This is a genomic window from Photobacterium sp. HL06 (assembly GCF_059552575.1).
On record NZ_CM183914.1, the window covers coordinates 3,268,017 to 3,287,980 of the forward strand.

At 47.9% G+C, this 19,964-nt stretch carries 19 protein-coding genes; 5 read left to right on the plus strand and 14 right to left on the minus strand.

Annotation, left to right across the window (positions count from 1 at the left end; genetic code table 11):
* Window positions 1-115: 115 nt before the first annotated feature.
* Window positions 116-409 (plus strand): hypothetical protein, encoded by a 294-nt coding sequence (locus tag AC51G0_RS14795; RefSeq protein WP_496299441.1) that lies wholly within the window; start codon window positions 116-118, stop codon window positions 407-409.
* Between the two features lie 136 nt (window positions 410-545).
* Here the strand turns inward: AC51G0_RS14795 and gpt are convergent, their stop codons facing one another.
* The 3 genes from gpt to vcdP form a co-directional block, all read right to left on the minus strand.
* Window positions 546-1,004, minus strand: coding sequence for a xanthine phosphoribosyltransferase (gpt, locus tag AC51G0_RS14800; RefSeq protein ID WP_496299442.1), 459 nt, complete (start codon window positions 1,002-1,004; stop codon window positions 546-548).
* A gap of 53 nt (window positions 1,005-1,057) precedes the next feature.
* A complete protein-coding gene (locus tag AC51G0_RS14805; protein ID WP_496299443.1) occupies window positions 1,058-2,347 on the minus strand; it encodes an NCS2 family permease in 1,290 nt (429 codons plus the stop codon).
* Between the two features lie 535 nt (window positions 2,348-2,882).
* Window positions 2,883-3,008, minus strand: a complete 126-nt coding sequence (gene vcdP, locus AC51G0_RS14810; RefSeq protein WP_496299445.1) for a small protein VcdP — start codon at window positions 3,006-3,008, stop codon at window positions 2,883-2,885.
* Between the two features lie 348 nt (window positions 3,009-3,356).
* On the opposite strand from vcdP, the gene AC51G0_RS14815 reads away from it, so the two are divergent.
* Window positions 3,357-4,997, plus strand: a complete 1,641-nt coding sequence (locus AC51G0_RS14815; RefSeq protein ID WP_496299447.1) for a methyl-accepting chemotaxis protein — start codon at window positions 3,357-3,359, stop codon at window positions 4,995-4,997.
* A 131-nt stretch (window positions 4,998-5,128) separates the two neighbouring features.
* Window positions 5,129-6,589 (plus strand): aminoacyl-histidine dipeptidase, encoded by a 1,461-nt coding sequence (locus AC51G0_RS14820; RefSeq protein WP_496299448.1) that lies wholly within the window; start codon window positions 5,129-5,131, stop codon window positions 6,587-6,589.
* A 53-nt stretch (window positions 6,590-6,642) separates the two neighbouring features.
* Here the strand turns inward: AC51G0_RS14820 and dinB are convergent, their stop codons facing one another.
* Entirely contained in the window at window positions 6,643-7,707 is a 1,065-nt protein-coding gene (gene dinB, locus AC51G0_RS14825; protein WP_496301965.1) for a DNA polymerase IV, read from the minus strand.
* Window positions 7,708-7,970: 263 nt separating this feature from the next.
* Here dinB and AC51G0_RS14830 point away from each other — a divergent pair, with 263 nt between their 5' ends.
* Window positions 7,971-9,194, plus strand: coding sequence for a diguanylate cyclase (locus tag AC51G0_RS14830; RefSeq protein ID WP_496299449.1), 1,224 nt, complete (start codon window positions 7,971-7,973; stop codon window positions 9,192-9,194).
* A gap of 72 nt (window positions 9,195-9,266) precedes the next feature.
* On the opposite strand, the gene nqrM is transcribed toward AC51G0_RS14830, so the two are convergent.
* The 10 genes from nqrM to bolA all read right to left on the minus strand — a co-directional run bounded on the left by nqrM (window position 9,267) and on the right by bolA (window position 18,601).
* A complete protein-coding gene (nqrM, locus tag AC51G0_RS14835; protein WP_496299450.1) occupies window positions 9,267-9,488 on the minus strand; it encodes a (Na+)-NQR maturation NqrM in 222 nt (73 codons plus the stop codon).
* Between the two features lie 9 nt (window positions 9,489-9,497).
* Window positions 9,498-10,496: an FAD:protein FMN transferase gene (locus tag AC51G0_RS14840; protein WP_496301966.1), complete on the minus strand. Its 999-nt coding sequence runs from the start codon at window positions 10,494-10,496 to the stop codon at window positions 9,498-9,500.
* Window positions 10,497-10,684: 188 nt separating this feature from the next.
* On the minus strand, window positions 10,685-11,908 hold the full coding sequence (gene nqrF, locus AC51G0_RS14845; protein ID WP_496299451.1) for an NADH:ubiquinone reductase (Na(+)-transporting) subunit F: 1,224 nt from the start codon (window positions 11,906-11,908) through the stop codon (window positions 10,685-10,687).
* Between the two features lie 22 nt (window positions 11,909-11,930).
* Window positions 11,931-12,527 carry an NADH:ubiquinone reductase (Na(+)-transporting) subunit E gene (nqrE, locus tag AC51G0_RS14850; RefSeq protein WP_496299453.1) on the minus strand — a complete coding sequence of 199 codons (597 nt, stop codon included), beginning with the start codon at window positions 12,525-12,527 and terminating at the stop codon, window positions 11,931-11,933.
* Window positions 12,528-12,534: 7 nt separating this feature from the next.
* On the minus strand, window positions 12,535-13,167 hold the full coding sequence (locus tag AC51G0_RS14855) for an NADH:ubiquinone reductase (Na(+)-transporting) subunit D (protein WP_496299455.1): 633 nt from the start codon (window positions 13,165-13,167) through the stop codon (window positions 12,535-12,537).
* Complete coding sequence (locus AC51G0_RS14860) at window positions 13,160-13,954, minus strand: Na(+)-translocating NADH-quinone reductase subunit C (RefSeq protein ID WP_496299456.1); 795 nt, start codon at window positions 13,952-13,954, stop codon at window positions 13,160-13,162. The genes AC51G0_RS14855 and AC51G0_RS14860 overlap by 8 nt, the downstream gene beginning before the upstream one ends.
* Entirely contained in the window at window positions 13,944-15,188 is a 1,245-nt protein-coding gene (locus tag AC51G0_RS14865) for an NADH:ubiquinone reductase (Na(+)-transporting) subunit B (protein WP_496299458.1), read from the minus strand. The genes AC51G0_RS14860 and AC51G0_RS14865 overlap by 11 nt, the downstream gene beginning before the upstream one ends.
* A 3-nt stretch (window positions 15,189-15,191) precedes the next feature.
* Window positions 15,192-16,532, minus strand: coding sequence for a Na(+)-translocating NADH-quinone reductase subunit A (locus tag AC51G0_RS14870; RefSeq protein WP_496299459.1), 1,341 nt, complete (start codon window positions 16,530-16,532; stop codon window positions 15,192-15,194).
* 411 nt (window positions 16,533-16,943) lie between these two features.
* Window positions 16,944-18,029, minus strand: coding sequence for a TRAP transporter substrate-binding protein (locus AC51G0_RS14875; protein WP_496299461.1), 1,086 nt, complete (start codon window positions 18,027-18,029; stop codon window positions 16,944-16,946).
* 254 nt (window positions 18,030-18,283) lie between these two features.
* Entirely contained in the window at window positions 18,284-18,601 is a 318-nt protein-coding gene (gene bolA, locus AC51G0_RS14880) for a transcriptional regulator BolA (protein WP_496299463.1), read from the minus strand.
* A gap of 178 nt (window positions 18,602-18,779) precedes the next feature.
* Between bolA and AC51G0_RS14885 the strand changes: the two genes are divergently transcribed.
* A complete protein-coding gene (locus AC51G0_RS14885; protein ID WP_496299465.1) occupies window positions 18,780-19,904 on the plus strand; it encodes a methyltransferase in 1,125 nt (374 codons plus the stop codon).
* The last annotated feature ends 60 nt before the right edge of the window (window positions 19,905-19,964 follow it).

Genomic DNA, 19,964 nt, shown 5'->3' on the forward strand with positions numbered 1-19,964 from the left:
ATGCAATGTTGAGAATAGAAAGAGCTGAAACTTCACCTCCCGTCCGATCCCTAACTGATTTTCCATCCTGGGCTATGCTGATACTACTGTTAGTATTTTATACGGTGGTTGTTGTATGAAGAAAATACTCGGTGTATGCAGTATGTTGCTATTTTCAAGCTCTGTGCTGGCATTTGGTAGCGGTGGTGTTCTTGGGGGTAATCCTGGTGAGGCATCCGGAGCCGTTAATGCCAAAATAGCGGTCTGCCTCGATGCATCTGGCGAGCAAATCCAAGGCTCTTACCAAACCAAGCTAGACAGAAAGTGTGAGTTGACCGGTCACGATGCGATAGACCTCATCAACTACAATAATTTTTACCGCAACAAGCCTAATGGCGAGTCACTGGCTGACATCAGAGCCATGCGTTAGCCCTCTTTTATTCCATTCCGGCTTGATGCAACATTTCACTGGCAGGCTAATTAGCTCAAAGTGAATGGATTAAAGTACGCCTTTAAACAAAAAAGGAGCCTCAAAGGCTCCTTTTTATTCATTCATCGACTGGCGATTATTTCTTGGCAATCGGATCGACAAAAGTCACGGCCATATCCCATGGCTGCTCAATCCAAGTGTCCTGAGTAATATCAACGACATAATCATCAACAAGGTGCTTACCGGCAGGCTTTGCACACACTGTTACAAACTTGGCTTTCGGGTACATTGCGCGGATCATCTCTGCTGTACCGCCAGTATCAACCAAATCATCAACAACCAAGAAGCCTTCACCATCACCTTCAGCCCGCTTCAGCACTTTCATTTCGCGCTGGTGGTCGTGGTCGTAGCTTGAAATACACACTGTATCTACATGACGGATGTTAAGCTCACGAGCCAGGATCGCAGAAGGAACCAAACCACCGCGGCTAACAGCAATAATACCTTTCCACTGATCAGCAGGAAGCAGTTTTTCTGCCAGCTGACGAGTGTACATTTGCATGTTGTCCCAAGTGATGACGAATTTAGTACTCATATCCGATGAACCTCTGAATCAGCGATATTGTCGCTGGATATATTTATAAACTGTTATAAGAAGGCAATTTTAGCAGCAAACAGCGCTGCAATAACCCATACGCTAATATTTACATCTCTTCCCTTGCCACTCATAACCTTCACAGCAGCATAAGTGATAAAGCCAAGGCCGATACCTTCAGCGATGGAGTATGTTAACGGCATTAACAGACAAACGACAACTACTGGGGCCGCTTCTGTTAAGTCGCGCCAGTCTACACTGACCAAACCTGACATCATCAAGATGGCGACATAGAACAGGGCACCTGCTGTCGCATAGGCAGGAACCATACCTGCCAACGGCGCAAAGAACAATGCCAAAAAGAACAATACGCCAACAGTGACTGCCGTCAGACCCGTACGGCCACCGACAGCAACACCCGATACACTCTCGACGAAAGAGGTCGTGTTTGACGTACCCAAGACAGCGCCCACAGAGGTCGCCGTACTATCAGCCAGCAACGCACGGTTCAGGCGAGGCAGCTTACCTTCTTTATCCATCAGATCGGCTTTTGTCGCAACACCCACCAGCGTCCCTGCCGTATCAAACAGGTCGACAAATAGGAAGGCAAATACAACAGAAATCAGGCCGACTTCAAGTGCGCCGCTAAAGTCCATCTGCATGAATGTTGGCGCAATGCTTGGTGGCATCGACATCACACCGCCGTAAGTGATATCACCAAAAAGGATGCCAAGTACTGTCACTGCAAGTATTGCAATTAACACCGCAGCTTTATAACCGCGATGGACTAGCGCAATCGTCAGGAAGAAGCCCAATGACGCCATCACCGCCGGGAAACTTGTCAGATCACCAACATGAACCAGTGTTGCTGGGTTATCAACCACAATGCCTGAGCTCTGCAATGCAATAAAAGCCAAGAACAAACCAATACCTGCCGAGATACCGGTACGCAGAGCCATCGGGATCGCATTGATGATCCACTCACGAACCCGCAAAACACTCAAGGCGATAAAGCACAACCCAGACAGGAATACCGCAGCCAATGCAACCTGCCACGTATGCCCCATCCCAAGAACAACCCCATAGGTGAAGAAAGCATTCAAGCCCATCCCAGGTGCTTGAGCAACAGGGTAATTTGCAACAAAGCCCATGATGAAACAGCCGACCATCGCGGCCAAGCAAGTGGCAACAAATACGGCACCTTGATCCATACCTGTAGCGGACAGCATAGTCGGATTAACGAAGATGATATAAGCCATCGTCAGGAAGGTCGTCAGACCTGCCAACATTTCGGTGCGAACATCCGTACCGTGCTCTTTCAGTTTGAACAGTTTCTCAAGCATTGCTCTCGGTTCCTTGGAGATAATACGCGCAAGTTAAATTCAAAATAGAAAACGTTTGCGTCATCTATTTTTGGGGGGCGATTATATGTTGCTTAGCCAGCAATTTCCAGAAAATAACGCAACTATCAGTAGCACACTGTGTTAACCGAATAAAAAACCGACCACGCACAACAATAAAAAATAAAAAACACATTAAATCAAAGAATTAACAACATCCCATTAAGCTGCTTTTTTGAGCGCTACAAATTTTTTATTCGCACGCAAACGATAATATGCATCAAGTTAATGATGAATTTATTGCCTCAGAGCCAATGTAATCGAATACATGCCAATAACAAGAGAAAAGATAATATTTCAGGAAGCAGATAGACGTTCTTTGAAGATAAAAAAACGCCACTCCAAGAAGGAGTGGCGGAAGAATGTCTTGAATAACCGAATCGCGGGTATTCTAAATTCTCAATAAAGGGGGGGGGTGAACAATACTGCTCGAGATACCATGCCAGTCACCGTTAAGGTTCTGGCACAGAATCAGAAATTAATAGCCGAAAGAGCTCGGGTAGTGGAAGTTACCAGTGTACACAGAACGGTTATTCCAAAAATTTGTCATTGAATCGAATACTTTCATCTTTATCACCTTAAATATTAAGTTATCAAAACACATAAAACGTTTAGTGCTCAGCCATCATGGCTTGACTTAATCTCAGTTCCTTGGAGGCGATACCTCGGGCTCATCCTAGAGCGGTTTACTGTGTCATTTCGTCTTCACCAGAAGATGGGTAAACTATACCCATGCCGTAACAAACTTACAAGTATTTTCTTTAACCTCGTCACACTTTTTGATTTTATGTGCTCCATACCTCTTTTTTTTGTAATTTTATTACAGATTGACACACCACAGTTTTAACTATTCGCGACTAAAGTGTTACAAGTAGGTTCTTGATTTGTTACGCGCAAGCGGAATACCCTATTAACTATGGGTCTTTATAATGACAATAAAAAGGTAATGGCTATGGGCACCGACAAATTAAGAGCAATTTCTATCAGCCGGCGACTTTATTTACTGGGGATCACCATCACGGTACTGTCTCTTATCCCCCTCTTTCTATTCGCCTCTAACTACCAGTCGAGCATACTGGAACAAAAACGCCTGAAAACCCGCCACTTAGTTGAGTCAGCCCACAGCCTGTTTAACTATTATTATCAGCAGGAACAACAAGGTTTACTGAGCCGCACAAAAGCTCAGTCGCAAGCCAAACAAGCCGTCGCCGCTCTTCGTTATGAAGAGAAAGATTACTTCTGGATTAACGACATGACTCCGCGTATGGTCATGCACCCTTTCAAACCATCACTGGACGGTAAAGATCTCAGTGGATTTAAAGATCCACACGGAAACCCGCTATTTACCAATATGGTCACGACTGTCAGACAGCAAGGGGCCGGGTTTGTTGATTACTACTGGGAAAAACCGGGTTCAGAGGTCCCTGTCGAAAAAATCTCTTTCGTCAAAGGCTTCCAACCTTGGGGGTGGGTTATCGGCTCGGGTATTTACGTCGACGATGTCAAAGCCCAGTTCTATGCCGAAATGAAGCAGCTCGGGCTGATCCTGTTGGGCTCATTATCGATTATGTTTGTAATGGCATGGTCTATTGGCCGTTCGATCACCGCCCCTTGCGAGGAAACCTTATCCGCCATGCAAGATATTGCCGAAGGAGATGGTGATCTAACACTTCGCCTCCCTTGCCACGGCAATGATGAACTTAGCCGCCTTGCCCAAGCCTATAATACCTTCGCCAACCGGATCAGCAACATGCTAAAAGACATCTCCCCGGTCAGCGAGCAAATAAGCTCAGCATCCACCCAGCTCAATGCCGTTGCTAATCACACCGTTAGCAGTGCAACAGAGTCCCATAAAGGCGTCGATAGTGTCACCGCTGCTATGCACCAGCTTCATACCAGCAACCAGGAAGTGTCCCTCTCGGCCCGCCAGGCTGCCGAAGCTGCCATGGATGCCCACCAGCAGAGTGAAAACAGTATCTCAGTTGTCTCTAACTCGTCGGCTGAAATGCATGCCCTGCTTAACCTGCTCGACAATACCGATACCAGTGCCCAGGCGCTGGCCAAAGACTCCCAGACTATCGGTTCTGTACTCGATGTGATCCGGGGGATCGCCGACCAGACCAACTTATTGGCGCTCAATGCGGCTATCGAGGCAGCCCGGGCCGGAGAGCAAGGCCGGGGGTTTGCTGTTGTGGCCGATGAGGTCCGTACCTTGGCCACCCGAACCCAAGCCAGCACCAATGAAATAGAAGAAATCATCGATAGCCTGCAGGCCGGCGCCATTGAGGTGAGTGAAGCCCTACTGCAAACCCGCCAGCAATCTGCTAGCACCGCCAAGCATGCTGACGAAGTGGCCCAGACGCTGACAACCATTGGTGAGCAAATCACGACGATCAGGGAGCTGAACCAGCATATCGCCGATGCCAGTACCCAGCAGACCCAGGCAGCCGAGGCCATCAATAGCAACCTGGCCCAACTGGCCGATCACAGCCAGAAAACCGTTCAGCAGGGCGAGCAAATATCTTCTGCCAGCGAACAACTTCTTGCGAGCGGTCACAATCTTAACGCCCATATTTCACATTTTAAGATTTAACTGTCCCCGTTTCAGGCACAGTGGTATCCTTGCGGCAATCGCGATAGTTTATTCTGCTAGTTTTACTAGCTCATTAGTTGATATTCAGCTGGTGAATCGCTTTAGCCCAATAGTTTATAAGGGAGACTGCTGTGTCTGAAATCAGTCAACTGTCACCGCAACCTGTGTGGCAATTCTTCGATCAAATCTGTTCTATTCCTCACCCATCTAAGCATGAAGAGCAACTCGCTCAGCACATCATCAAATTTGCAGAAGGTGAAGGCCTGGACGTACGCCGTGATGCGGTGGGTAACGTCTTTATCAAAAAGCCAGCTACACCGGGTATGGAAGACCGTAAAGGTGTCGTTCTGCAAGCACACATTGATATGGTGCCGCAGAAGAATGAAGACACTGAGCACGAATTCACCGAAGATCCTATCCTGCCTTATATCGACGGTGAGTGGGTAACGGCGAAGGGAACCACACTTGGTGCTGACAACGGTATGGGCATGGCCGCATGCCTGGCTGTTCTGGCTGCTAAAGATGTTGAACATGGCCCGCTGGAAGTACTACTGACTATCGATGAAGAAGCTGGTATGACCGGTGCTTTCGGCCTGGCAGAAGGTTGGCTGGAAGGCGATATCCTATTGAACACGGACTCAGAGCAAGAGGGCGAAGTGTACATGGGCTGTGCTGGCGGCGTTGATGGCTCAATCACCCTAGATATCGAGCGCGAAGCTGTACCAGCTGAACATGCTGCTGTTAAGCTAGTCATCAAAGGCCTTAAAGGCGGTCACTCCGGTTGTGATATCCACACTGGCCGTGGCAATGCCAACAAGCTACTAGGTCGCTTCCTGTTTGCCCACGCCCAAGAGCTAGGCCTACGCCTAAATAACCTTACTGGCGGTAGCCTGCGTAATGCGATTCCACGTGAGGCATTTGCTCTTGCAACACTACCGGCAGCAAATGTTGACAAACTCAACGAGCTGTTCACCCACTACCAGTCTATTCTGGTTACCGAGCTGGGTAAAATCGAAACAGACATCAACCTGTTTGTCGAGCCCGCTGAGCTGCCTGCTGATGTAATGACAGAAACGGCCCAAAAGCGTTTTTATGCCGTGCTGAATGCCTGCCCGAACGGTGTGATCCGTATGAGCGATGACATCGAAGGTGTGGTTGAGACATCACTGAATGTCGGTGTGATCACCACGGATGCAGACAAGATTACGATCCTGTGCCTGATCCGCTCCCTGATCGACTCTGGCCGCAGCAATGTTGAAGGTATGCTGGAAGCCGTTGCCGAACTAGCCGGTGCCCAGTGCGAATTCTCTGGTGCCTACCCGGGCTGGAAGCCAGATGCAGACTCTGAAGTGATGCAGCTGTTCCGTGAAACCTACAACGACATCTACGGTAGAACACCGAATATCATGGTGATCCACGCCGGTCTTGAATGTGGCCTGTTCAAAGAACCCTATCCGACCATGGATATGATCTCTTTCGGCCCGACAATCAAGTTCCCGCACTCGCCAGACGAGAAAGTGAACATTGAAACGGTTGGCCTGTTCTGGGAGCAGATGGTTGCTATCTTGAAGAACATTCCAGTGAAACAGTAATTCGTTACTGAGTTTCGAGAGGCGAGTTTCTAGGAACTCGCCTTTTTTAATCCTTAAAACCCTTCGAACGACAACTGCTGCGCCTTCAGCCCCTGCTCCAACCCAACACTGAGCCCGATCAAGCGGATTTCCCGTTCTTTCTGGCGGGTCAACGCCTCTTTGAGCAAGCCGACAAACTGCGCCTTGTCGAGCTTGGGCTGGCTATGCTCAACCGTGGTTTGCTGAAAATCGGCAAACTTGACCTTAATACCTTGCTTGGCAATATTTAACTCCGGCCTCACCTTCCTAAGCCGCTGCTCTAGCTCCAGATACAAAGCCTCGACAACCTGCCAGCACTGATCATAACTGGTGATATTTTTTGAAAATGTCCGCTCAACTCCCACCGACTTTCGCTCACGCTCAACCACAATCTCACGGTTATCGATGCCATGCGCACGCGACCATAAAGACTGGCCAAATTTACCGAATTGCTGCAGTAGCAAATTACGATCATAGCCCTGAACATCCTTGCCGACATACAATCCCTTTTCATGAAGCTTCTGGATAGTTACTTTGCCAACCCCGGGGATTTTCTCCAATTTCAAGTTCATTACAAAATCTGGGATGTCATCAGGCGTCACAACATACTGGCCATCGGGCTTATTCAAATCTGAAGCAATTTTGGCAATGAACTTAACCGGGGCTACACCAGCTGAGGCCGTTAGTTCCAGCTCTTCCCTTATCGCTCTGCGAATATCCTGGGCAATTAGGGTCGCCGAGCCATGAAACAGCTCACAGTCAGTCACATCGAGATAGGCCTCATCCAATGATAAGGGCTCTATTTTATCGGTATAGCGTTGGAAAATTGCCCGAATTTGCTGGGAGACCTCCCTATACACCGACATCCTCCCGGCAACCAACACCAAATGCGGGCACAGTTTCATCGCCTGCGCCGTCGGCATTGCCGAACGTATTCCATACTGGCGGGCTAGGTAATTACAGGTACTGAGTACACCCCGCTGCTCCGAACGTCCCCCGATTGCTATCGGTTTGTTCATCAATTCAGGATTATCACGCATTTCAACAGCCGCAAAAAAGCAATCCATATCGACATGGATAATTTTACGCTGCATAGGCATGGTTAATGAGGCATTAGGCTGCGACATAGCTCTCAGGATCGTTAATAACTTTAACAGTTAGTAAATTTCATACGGTTAGACACATTATACCACTGTTTTTTTGTACAGTTATTATTATATACCAAACTACAAAGAGACAGTTATCGCCACAGCAACATTGTGCATCTACAGGGGTTGCCGCCTAAGTAACAAAAATGTTATTAATTCATTAACCAAACCGCAAAGGTAGCTATATAACCAATAGAATCGGATAAGGGAATAAGATGTCGCTGTATAAAGTCCTTGTTGTAGAAGACAGCAGAGCCTTCCGGAACTACCTCAACGGTCAGCTAACCAAAGCCGGCTTTCTTCCCATTTTTGCAGAGAACATCGCTCAGGCGCAGAGTATTATTTCCGAGCAGAACGATTTTCTTTGTACCGTTTTGGACTATTGCCTCCCTGATGGCCAAGACGGTGAGATTATCGATTTGGTCCTAAGCCACAACCTCAAGGTCATTGTCCTTACAGCCCAGTTCAGTAACCGAGTTCGCGATACCGTGCTGTCCAAGGGGGTAATTGATTACCTGCTTAAAGACAGTCCTGCCTCAGTGGCTTACCTAATACCACTACTGCAACGACTAGAGGCAAACAACCATCACAAAGCGATGGTTGTAGAAGACTCCGCCACTGTTCGCCATTACTTGATCAGCCTGCTCAAAAGGCAAAACCTCCAGGTAATAGAAGCAAGCGATGGCCAAGAAGCCCTTGATCAGTTGGAGCAACACCCAGATATCAGCCTGGTCATCACGGACCATGATATGCCGGAAAAAGATGGCATTACCATGATCCACGAAATCCGCCAGCACTATAACCGCAACCAAATAGCCATACTCGGCTTGTCAGGCAGCAGCGACAATGCAATGACCGCGCTGTTTCTAAAAGCCGGAGCCAATGACTTCCTCAACAAGCCGTTCAACCAGGAAGAGTTCTATTGCCGTATTCACCATATGCTGAATATGAAAGATACTGCTGACAAGCTGTACCGGATGGCCAATCAGGATGCCCTGACTGGACTGTGGAACCGGCGCTACTTCTTCAATCAAAGTTGTGCTAAAAACCATTGCGAAATTCGAAATATCGCCATGATAGATATCGACTTCTTCAAGAAGGTCAATGATACCTATGGCCATGATGCCGGTGACGAAGTCTTAGTCCAGGTTAGCCAGCAACTACAGCAACATTTTCCCGATGCCATTGTTGCCCGCTTTGGTGGTGAAGAGTTCTGTATCCAGAGCTGTGAGGGCCCGCAACAGTTCTTCACTCAACTTGAGCGGCTACGGCGGTTTATTGAAGGGTTAGTCATTACTTACCAAAATACACCAATAAGGGTGACCATCAGCATTGGTGCAGCCTGTGGGGTACAGCCTCTAGGCGAACTGTTAAGGACAGCCGATGACTGCCTTTACCAAGCTAAGCGAAACGGCCGTAATCAGGTACAAACAGATTGAATCGTTTTAGATCATCCATCTAGCAAAAAGCCTGAGCATGCTCAGGCTTTTTAATCAGTCAAAACAGGTCAATCAGATGATCTGGTTTTTCTTCCACTCTGCTTGCTGCGCCTCGCGCGCTTCACGCTTCTTACGGGCATCACACGGCTCAGGGCAATCGCACTCTTTGGCAATACCAACACCGTCAAGACCACCGCAGCTGCCGCTCACCGTCTTGCGTTGGAAAATGTATCCCACGGCCATCGCGACGATAACCAGCAAAAAGACGGCAAAGGTAGTTAAATATACGATCATGATAATTCTCTACTTCTTCTGCATATAAGGAACAAAGGCATCAGACGTGTATTCTTTGTAGCCTTTTTCGGTTTTCACAACAAGCAGAACTGGCAAATTCTCTTTCTGTGCCAGCTCCAGTGATTTCTCTTCACCCATTACCGAGAACGCCGTTGCCAGTGCATCAGCCGTCATGCTGGATGGATGTAAAACGGTTACCGACACCACATGGTTTGAAATTGGCTTGCAGGTTGTCGGATCGATAAGATGCGAGTAACGTACGCCGTCTTCTTCAAAGTAATTGCGGTAATCACCCGATGTTGCCACAGCCATATCACCTGGTTCAATGATTTCCTGCACCGAGCGGGTGCCGTCATCAGCCGGTTTCTCGATGGCAATACGCCATGGCACGCCCTTGAGGTTGTTCCCCTGCAGGCTAAGTTCACCACCAATTTCAACCATGTAATCAGCGACATTCAGCTCATCGAAGTAGCCCGCCACCACATCAACACCAAAGCCTTTGGCAATTGACGACAAGTCGACGTACAGCTGTGGAATTTGTTTGACGAGGGTATTGCCTTTAACCGAGAGGTGGCGGATCCCCACTACCTTACGGCGCTCGGCTAGCTCCTCGGCAGTCGGTGTTTTTTCTGGACGGGCTTCAGGGCCAAAGCTCCATAGGTTAACCACTGGGCCAACAGTAACGTCTAGCGCGCCATCCGTCAGCTCCGCCAGGCGAATAGCCTCAGCAACGACTTTGGCAGTATCAGCAGAAACGTCAAACGGCTGATTGCTTTTGTGCTGGTTAAATTGGCTGAGCTCGGAATGCTTACGGTAGGTCGACATTTGATCGTTGACCAGCTCAAGGCGACGGTCAATCTCAGCCTGCAGCTCGGTCGGGGTCGGTAAGCCTTCCTGTTTAATCAACTTGATTGAATAATAGGTTCCCATCGTCGAGCCATTCAGGTGGATCATTTCACGCTGATCGCTACAAGCCGACAAGGTAACAGCAAGGACAAACAATAACATTGCTCTGCGCAGGAACGTCTTCATTCATCAACTCCAAAAATGAAGGGGCACTTTTTGTTATAGCTATCACTTCACCGAAAAGGCCAATGATTGGAATAACCACAATAAAAAGCGTTTTATTGGTTCTATTTTACGAAAAAAGGCTGACCCGAACCGGGTCAGCCAATTTGCTTCGTGGGTGTAGCTAGTTAGCCACCGAAGTCATCCAGTAGGATGTTTTCGTCTTCGACACCAAGATCTTTCAGCATACCGATAACGGCTGCGTTCATCATTGGTGGACCACACATGTAGTATTCACAATCTTCAGGAGCTTCGTGATCTTTAAGGTAGTTCTCATAAATCACGTTGTGGATGAAGCCTGTGTAACCATCCCAGTTATCTTCTGGTAATGGATCTGACAGGGCAACATGCCATTCGAAGTTGTCATTCTGCTCAGCAAGCATATCGAAATCTTCTATATAGAACATTTCACGCTTAGAACGTGCACCGTACCAGTAAGTCATCTTACGGGTAGAGTTAAGACGCTTAAGCTGATCGAAGATGTGAGAACGCATAGGTGCCATACCTGCACCACCACCGATGAATACCATTTCGTTGTCGGTGTCTTTCGCGAAGAACTCACCGAACGGACCTGAAATCGTACACTTGTCGCCAGCTTTCAGTGACCAGATGTATGAAGACATCACACCTGGTGGCACGTCTGGGTTGTTTGGCGGCGGTGTTGCGATACGTACATTAAGCTTAATCAGGCCTTTCTCTTCTGGGTATGACGCCATAGAGTAAGCACGGATTGACGGCTCTTTTACGATTGACTCATAACGGAACAGGTTAAACTTGTCCCAATCGCCACGATATTCTTCAGGAATATCGAAATCAGCATATTTAATGTGATGCGGTTCAGCTTCAATCTGAATATAGCCACCTGCGCGGAAAGGAACTTCCTCACCTTCAGGGATTTGCAGCACAAGCTCTTTGATGAAGGTCGCTTCGTTGTCGTTAGAAAGAACAGTACATTCCCACTTCTTAACACCGAAGATTTCTTCTGGCAGTTCGATTTCCATGTCAGATTTCACGTTAACCTGACACGCAAGACGCTCGCCTTCACGTGCTTCACCTTTAGTGATGTGGTCAAGCTCTGTTGGTAGAATGTCACCACCGCCAGATTTCACTTTCACACGGCACTGGCCACATGAACCACCGCCACCACACGCTGATGAAACGAAGATACCGCTAGCCGACAGCGCGCCTAGTAGCTTGTCACCGGCAGCGGTTGTAATCGCTTTTTCCGGATCATTGTTTACTGAGATAGTAATGTCACCTGATGGTACCAGCTTAGATTTAGCGAATAAGATCACTAACACTAGAGCCAGGATAATCAGGGTGAACATGACTACGCCAAGAATAATATCCATTGATTATTCCTTATTTTCCTGATTACAGCTGAACACCGGAGAAGGACATGAAGCCCAACGCCATTAGACCAACGGAGATGAATGTAATACCCAGGCCACGCAGACCAGGAGGTACGTCAGAGTACTTCATCTTCTCGCGGATACCCGCAAGAGCAACGATTGCTAGCATCCAGCCGACACCAGAACCGAAACCGTAAACCACAGATTCAGCAAAGTTGTAATCACGCTGTACCATGAAAGATACACCACCGAAGATCGCACAGTTAACGGTGATCAACGGTAGGAAAATACCCAGTGCGTTGTATAGTGGCGGAAAAAAGCGGTCCAAAACCATTTCCAGAATCTGTACCAGTGCCGCAATAACACCGATAAAGGTAATGAAGTTCAGGAAGCTCAAGTCAACACCTTGAACCAGCGCGCCGTCTTTCAGTAGCAGGTTGTAAACCAGGTTGTTCACCGGTACCGCAATCGTTAGTACAACGATTACCGCAACACCCAGACCGAAAGAGGTCTTAACTTTCTTAGATACCGCCAAGAAGGTACACATACCCAAGAAAAATGAAAGCGCCATGTTCTCGATAAAGATCGAACGAACTAAAAGGCTTAGATAATGTTCCATGTTCCCCTTACTCCTTCGCTTCTACTTGTTCTGGACGAATAATACGGATAGCCCAGATCATGAAACCGATCAGGAAGAAAGCAGATGGCGCTAATAGCATCAGACCATTCGGCTGGTACCAACCGCCGTCTGAAACTAGAGGTAGAACCTCAACACCGAATAGCTTTCCTGAACCCAGTAGTTCGCGGAAGAAACCAACAGTGATCAGAACGAAACCGTAGCCAAGACCGTTACCGATACCATCAATAAGTGACGGTAGCGGCTCAGACTTCATTGCATACGCTTCTGCACGACCCATTACGATACAGTTAGTAATGATCAGACCAACGAATACAGAAAGCTGTTTAGAAATGTCGTAAACATAGGCTTTCAGTACCTGGTCTACCACGATTACCAATGATGCGATGATTGCCATCTGGGCAATGATACGCACACTGCTTGGAATGTGGTTACGGATCAGCGATACGAATAAGTTTGAAAACGCAGTAACGAAGGTTACCGCCAGCGTCATTACAAACGCTGTTTCAAGTTTTGTTGTAACTGCTAGAGCTGAACATACACCAAGCACCTGTAGGGCAATTGGGTTGTTACTGATAAACGGCCCAAACAGAATCGCTTTCATTTCTTTAGTATCAGCCATTGTTCAGGCCTCCCTCACGAATCTTAGCCAGGAACGGACCAAAGCCCATCTCACCCAACCAGAAGTCGAAGGTGTTCTGTACACCATTACCTGTCAAGGTTGCACCTGACAGACCATCTACACCGTATAGATCGCCAGCAGGAGCACCGCCTTTAACAACACGAATTGCTGGCTTGTTGTTGTCGTCAAGCAATTTTTTGCCAACAAACTGAGCACGCCAGTTCGGGTTCTCTACTTCACCACCCAGTCCAGGAGTCTCACCCTGCTCGTAGTAAGTAATACCCGCAACCGTGTTGCCGTCTGTTTCAACAGCAATAAATGCGTACATCATTGACCACAGACCAGTACCGTGAACAGGCAGGATCATTTTTTCAGTATTGTCGCTTGCATCTTTAACCAGGTAAATCGTTGCCACATTCGCACGACGAATGATTTTTGCAGCGTCCTGATCAGCAGATAGCTTGATTGACTGGCTAGGATCTTTTGCCGCGTCACGCTGCTTATAGTCAGCAGGTGTTACGCCAGCTTCAGACTGCTCAACAAACTCACCAGTTTCAAGGTTAACCAGTTTAGGCTCGATGAACTGCTTATAAGTTTGTTTGATATCTGTGCTTTCATCCAACAAGCCAGCAACGGATAGAATGTTACGCTGAACATCCAGTACCGCATTTTCCTGCTGCAGTGGGCGAAGCACAACTGCCGCCGTTGATACCACGATAGAGCACACTAAGCTCAGTGCGATAACAACAATCAGCGTTTTCTTAATGCTATCGTTATTACTTGACATGACGAGCCAGTCTCCGTTTGATGTTGCCCTGAACCACTAGGTTGTCAAATAGAGGTGCGAATAGGTTAGCGAATAGAATCGCCAGCATCATACCTTCAGGGTACGCTGGGTTAACTACACGAACCATCACCGCCATTGCACCGATTAGTGCGCCGTACCACCACTTACCTTTGTTGGTAAATGCTGCAGACACAGGATCGGTAGCCATGAACATCATACCGAATGCAAAGCCACCCAGAACTAGGTGCCAGTGCCAAGGCATGCTGAACATTGCGTTAGTGTCAGAACCGATGATATTGAACAGAGTGGCTGTCGCAATCATACCAATCATGGTACCTGCGATGATACGCCATGAAGCAATGCCCATGAATACGATCATTGCACCACCAAGGATGATAGCAAGCGTCGACACTTCACCGATTGAACCAGGGATACGGCCGATGAACGCGTCCATCCAGCTGACTGCATCGCCAGATACCGTGTTGACCACAGCAGCCTGACCACCGTTCGCCCACTGGCTCAGTGCTGTTGCACCAGAGAAGCCATCTGCCGCAGTCCATACTAGATCACCAGAAATCTGAGCTGGGTATGCGAAGAATAGGAACGCACGGCCTGCAAGTGCAGGGTTCAGGAAGTTACGGCCAGTACCACCGAAGATTTCTTTTGCAACAACTACACCGAAGGTAATACCCAGTGCAGCCTGCCAAAGTGGGAGTGTTGGCGGTACGATCAATGCGAACAGGATCGAAGTTACAAAGAAGCCTTCGTTAACTTCGTGCTTGCGCACCATACAGAAAAGCACTTCCCAGAAACCACCGACAGCAAAGACGACAGCGTAGATAGGTAGGAAGAAGGTTGCACCCAGTAGCATTTTGCTACCCCAACCTGCATCTGCAGACAGGGTGCCGCCTAGCATATCTGTTAGCCAGTAGTGCCAGTCGCCAGCGATAATCGCGGCTAGCTGATCACCAGCATACATATGATTTAGTGCAACAACAGCCTGGTGGCCAGAGTTGTACATACCCCAGAACATTGCTGGGAATACCGCAAACCACACCATGATCATGATGCGCTTTAGATCGATGCTATCACGTACGTGTGAACCGGTACGAGTCACTTGACCCGGCGTATACATAAGAGTTGCAAACGCTTCATAAAGCGCAAACCACTTCTCGTGCTTACCACCCGGCTCAAAGTGGTGCTCAACCTGCTCGAGTAAATTCTTGAGGCTCATGAATTACCCTTCCTTCTCAATTGTGTCCAGGCACTCACGCAGTAGTGGGCCGTACTCATACTTACCTGGGCATACATACGTACATAGAGCTAGATCTTCTTCGTCAAGCTCTAGCGCACCTAGCTGCTGTGCACTATCTACATCACCTGCACATAGATCACGAAGCAGCAATGTAGGTTCGATATCAAGCGGCATTACTCGCTCGTAGTTGCCGATTGGCACCATTGAACGTTCACTACCGTTTGTCGTTGTCGTCATGTTGAACAACTGACCAGGGAAGAACTGGCTTAGGAAAGCACGCGTCACAGAGAACTTGTTCTTACCTGGAGCAATCCAGCCCAAGAACTCTTTCTCGCGACCTTCACGAAGCGCAGTTACCTGTAGGTGGTAACGACCAAGGTAAGCATGTGGACCAATAGCATGAATACCATTCAGTACAGAGCCTGAAAGTACACGTAGCTCGCCTGGCATTAGCTCAGAATCAGTGATCTGCTCTACAGCAGCACCAATTTGAGTACGTACCAAACGTGGGTTATTAACCACAGGGCCCGCCAGTGAAACAACGCGATCTGTGTATAGCTCACCGGTCAGGAACAGCTTACCGAATGCGATAACGTCCTGATAGTTGATGTGCCATGCCACATTCTCAAGGTTCGCACCAAACAGAGTATGAATATGCGTACCAACAAGACCTGCAGGGTGCGGGCCGTTGAATACGTGCTCTTCAACATTGGATTCAGTTGAGCGAGGCAGACTTGCACCAGATTTACAAACCAGTACTTTGCCGCTAGTCAGACGAGATAAAAGCGTCAGACCTGCAACAAAAGCATCGTTTTGCTCATTAATGATGATTTCTGGGTTTGCTGCCAGAGGATTGGTATCAGTGGCGGTAACAAAGATAGCCTGGGTTTCAGCATCAATTGCAGGAACTTTGCTGAAAGGACGCGTACGAAGCGCTGTCCACATACCAGACTCAACCAGCTGTTCTACAACTACACTGCGCTCTAGTTGAGCTAGCTGAGCAGCGTCGTAGCGGTTGAATGTTACTTGCTCGTCGCCTTCTACATCAATCACAACGGACTGTAGAACACGCTTAGCACCACGGTTAATTTCTGCAACCTTGCCGCTGGCTGGAGCAGTGAACTTAACGCCAGGGTTCTTTTTATCTTCAAAAAGAACCTGGCCTTTTTTCACTACATCCCCTACGCGGATATGCATTGTAGGACGCATACCAACATATTCTTCGCCAAGCAAGGCGACTCGTGTGATGGTTTTACCATCATTTATCGCCTGGGCAGGAGTCCCTGAAATTGGGATATCCAGACCCTTTTTTATTGTAATCATACGCACTTGCACTACATTAACGGGAAAAAGAATTTTTCTATTGCGCAATTAAGACACGACTTTCCTTCGTCTGGGGCCGATTTAAACACACACCAGCACCGCAACATCCTATTAACTTACCCATCACAAGTTTTATGATGAGTAATTTTGAGGCCGCGATTCTAGCATTAAACAACGGGTTTTTACTATGCCAAACCACGCTAAACGAGGTGAAAATCCATGTACAATTCAAACGCAATAGGGTTATAAGGTTATAAGTTTGAGCCACCGCACAAATGTGAGAAGCAAGTTGATTTATCAAAACATTCTCACTTGAGATACTTCATTAACAAAAAATCAATGGTAGCGAAACACCCACAATAATGGGGCAACAAGGCCCCATTTCATTTGTTTATATTTTGTCACACTTTGTTAATCAATGTTCACATCAGCATTTTCAGATACCCGCCCATATTGCCGGATATCAAACAAAAATTGCCCATAAGATGAATAAATGCGTTCCACCTTGGGATCGCTGCTGCTCTTTTCTTTCATCAGCTGCTGGGTCAGTTGCTTCAGCTCAACCAGCACATCTTCGGGAAACGGCTTAAGCTCCACGCCATGTTCGTTGATCAACACGTCCAACGCCTGAACGTTCTTTACCATATACTCATCCAGCATATCTTGGTTGATGGCACGAGCAGCAACTTCGACAATCTGCTTTAAATCATCGGGTAATGTTTGATATGCATTCTTATTGATCAAGAACTCCAGCGTCGTACCCGGCTCTTGCCACCCCGGATAATAGTAGTACCTGGCTGCATTATGTAAACCAAATGCCAAATCATTATAGGGACCAACCCACTCGGTAGCGTCAATCGCACCGGTTTCCAATGCCGTAAACAGCTCGCCACCGGGCAGGCTGACAGGGATCCCGCCTGCACGTTTCAGTACATCAGCCGCATAGCCGGGCAGTCGCATCTTTAATCCTTTCAGATCGGCAATGGTTTTGATTTCTTTATTAAACCAGCCCCCCATCTGGGCACCGGTGTTACCCCCAGCCATGGGGATCACGCCGTAGGGCTCATAGAGCTCCTGCCATAACTCCAGGCCGCCACCATAATGCAGCCAGGCATTCATTTCCTGGGCCGTCATACCAAAAGGGATCGCAGAAAAAAGTGGTGCTGCGGGGATTTTTTCCTGCCAGTAAAAGGCTGCCGAATGCCCCATTTGCGCCGTTCCTTTAGAAACCGCGTTAAAGACATCAAAGCTTGGTACCAGTTCACCGGCACCGTAAACTCGGATCATCAACCGGCCATCGCTCAGTTCATTGACCTTCTCGGCAAACCTCTCGGGAGCTAGCCCCAGGCCAGGAAATCCCTTGGGCCAGGATGTGACCAATTTCCACTCTACAGCCTTGGCCTGTTTTTGATAACTGTCATCCCCCTGTTCGCCACACGCAACCAAACTGATGGCAAGCAGTAACCCAACAACGACTTTACGACTACGTATTATCATTCAATATCCTTCTACCCTCTGAACTTCCCCCGCCATAAACAGCAGAGGCTCAAGTTCTTCAAAGTATAGCCAGTTCGCCAGCGCCTTATGCCAATCACACGCTGCCCCGACAGGCATAGCTCTTCACTCCATGAAGATGAATATTCAATAATACGCGAAGGAGGATGATAATGATGTTCGTCGATTCAAAGTTTATGACTAAAAAAACCGCAACAATGTGCGGTTTTTTAGTTAGTTCAGCGCGGGTTCAAAAATCAATCAACCAGCTTTGAAGCACCTCGGCAAGCCGGCGATGAAGGTGCCCCATCAAACAGGTTCTGCCATTCACTTTCAGTATAAGTGTGCATCGCCAAGGCATGAATGTTATTGGCCAGCTCTTCAGCAAGTACGTTATTCACTGCCCGGTGACGGCCAATCAAGCGCACACCTTCAAACTGCTCACTCACAATCACGACTTTAAAGTGGCTTGCGGAACCGGCTGGCACATTGTGCATATAGCTCTCATTCACCACTTCAAGGTGGATGGGCTCAAATGCTTGCTGCAGTTTCTCTTTGATACGTTCCTGAATCATTACTCTCACCCTCATCGCGACTAAACCAGAACAACCGCTTCATTTTCTCTTTAATATCCGACCCTAAGACCACAGGCAGTAATAAATAAGCCACAAAGGCTGTGTTTTAGTTTGCAGCGCAGGCATGTTCTGCGAAAATGGATATCTAAATTGTAAACATACCTTAAAGTAATCGGTAATGAAACCAGAGCTAACCCTGCACGAGCGTACGCTGACACTTAAGCGTTACCCTGTACGAAAAAATGAAACCCTACAAGCATGGGATGCGGCAGATGAGTACCTCATCAACCATGTCCAAGACATGGCGCTGGATCCACAGCGACCAATCCTCATCATGAATGACAGTTTCGGGGCGCTAAGTTGTTGGTTCACTCAAAAAGGCAGAGTCACCAGTGTGACCGACTCATTCATCGCCAAGCAAGGTTGCATCGCTAACCTCAAAGCCAATCAGCTACCACATATAAAAATCATTGATTGCCTGGCTGATCTGCCGGAAAATCCGCAGCTGGTCCTTATCAAACTGCCAAAAAACAACCGCCTGCTCACCTGGCAGTTGCAACAACTATGCAACCTGCTACCAGAAGACTGCATGGTGATTGGTGCAGCCAAAGCCAAAGAGATCCATACTTCAACATTGAAGCTGTTTGAGAAGTACCTTGGTGAAACAAAGACATCTCTGGCGGTAAAAAAAGCGCGTCTGATTTTCTGCCAGCCAAACCCGGCACTGGCAAAGCCACTGCCTGCCCCCCAGCAATGGGATGTGCCCGAGCATGGCCTTACAATCACCAACCATGCCAATGTCTTTTCCAGCGATAGCCTGGATATCGGTGGCCGCCTGCTGCTGGAACATATTCCTCAGAGCAGCAAATATACTGATATTATCGACCTAGGCTGCGGTAACGGTGTTATTGGCCTCAAAGCCGCCCAGTTGAACCCGCATGCTAACATCACCTGTGTCGACGAGAGTTTTATGGCCGTTGCCTCCTGCAAAGCCAACGCCGAGCTTAACTTGAAGGTACCGGAACAAATTCAGGCGCTGGTAACAAACTGCCTGGATACTATTCAAGCCAACAGTGCCGATCTGATTTTATGCAACCCTCCATTCCACCAGCAAACGGCAATTACCGATCATATTGCGTGGCAAATGTTTTGTGACTCAAAGCAAGTTCTCAAACCTAAAGGCCAGTTAATTGTGATTGGTAACCGTCACCTGGGCTACGATGAGAAGCTTAAACGCTTATTCGGTAATGTATCGGTCATCGCTCAGAATAATAAGTTCGTGGTTTATCAGTCTGGTAAATAACCCATTGTGTTTACTTTTGAGCTGCTGTTTGCCCACTGCAGCTTTTTGTTAAGGATAGAA

Excerpts from the sequence above, each read along its gene's own strand:
- AC51G0_RS14830 (WP_496299449.1), top strand. The coding sequence starts at position 7,971 with ATGTCGCTGTATAAAGTCCTTGTTGTAGAAGACAGCAGAGCCTTCCGG.
- AC51G0_RS14885 (WP_496299465.1), top strand. The coding sequence starts at position 18,780 with ATGAAACCAGAGCTAACCCTGCACGAGCGTACGCTGACACTTAAGCGT.
- AC51G0_RS14860 (WP_496299456.1), bottom strand. The coding sequence starts at position 13,954 with ATGTCAAGTAATAACGATAGCATTAAGAAAACGCTGATTGTTGTTATC.
- nqrE (WP_496299453.1), bottom strand. The coding sequence starts at position 12,527 with ATGGAACATTATCTAAGCCTTTTAGTTCGTTCGATCTTTATCGAGAAC.
- bolA (WP_496299463.1), bottom strand. The coding sequence starts at position 18,601 with ATGATTCAGGAACGTATCAAAGAGAAACTGCAGCAAGCATTTGAGCCC.
- vcdP (WP_496299445.1), bottom strand. The coding sequence starts at position 3,008 with ATGTGTTTTGATAACTTAATATTTAAGGTGATAAAGATGAAAGTATTC.
- AC51G0_RS14805 (WP_496299443.1), bottom strand. The coding sequence starts at position 2,347 with ATGCTTGAGAAACTGTTCAAACTGAAAGAGCACGGTACGGATGTTCGC.
- gpt (WP_496299442.1), bottom strand. The coding sequence starts at position 1,004 with ATGAGTACTAAATTCGTCATCACTTGGGACAACATGCAAATGTACACT.
- AC51G0_RS14855 (WP_496299455.1), bottom strand. The coding sequence starts at position 13,167 with ATGGCTGATACTAAAGAAATGAAAGCGATTCTGTTTGGGCCGTTTATC.
- AC51G0_RS14840 (WP_496301966.1), bottom strand. The coding sequence starts at position 10,496 with ATGTTATTGTTTGTCCTTGCTGTTACCTTGTCGGCTTGTAGCGATCAG.
- nqrM (WP_496299450.1), bottom strand. The coding sequence starts at position 9,488 with ATGATCGTATATTTAACTACCTTTGCCGTCTTTTTGCTGGTTATCGTC.
- nqrF (WP_496299451.1), bottom strand. The coding sequence starts at position 11,908 with ATGGATATTATTCTTGGCGTAGTCATGTTCACCCTGATTATCCTGGCT.
- AC51G0_RS14865 (WP_496299458.1), bottom strand. The coding sequence starts at position 15,188 with ATGAGCCTCAAGAATTTACTCGAGCAGGTTGAGCACCACTTTGAGCCG.
- AC51G0_RS14875 (WP_496299461.1), bottom strand. The coding sequence starts at position 18,029 with ATGATAATACGTAGTCGTAAAGTCGTTGTTGGGTTACTGCTTGCCATC.
- AC51G0_RS14815 (WP_496299447.1), top strand. The coding sequence starts at position 3,357 with ATGGGCACCGACAAATTAAGAGCAATTTCTATCAGCCGGCGACTTTAT.
- AC51G0_RS14795 (WP_496299441.1), top strand. The coding sequence starts at position 116 with ATGAAGAAAATACTCGGTGTATGCAGTATGTTGCTATTTTCAAGCTCT.
- AC51G0_RS14870 (WP_496299459.1), bottom strand. The coding sequence starts at position 16,532 with ATGATTACAATAAAAAAGGGTCTGGATATCCCAATTTCAGGGACTCCT.
- dinB (WP_496301965.1), bottom strand. The coding sequence starts at position 7,707 with ATGCCTATGCAGCGTAAAATTATCCATGTCGATATGGATTGCTTTTTT.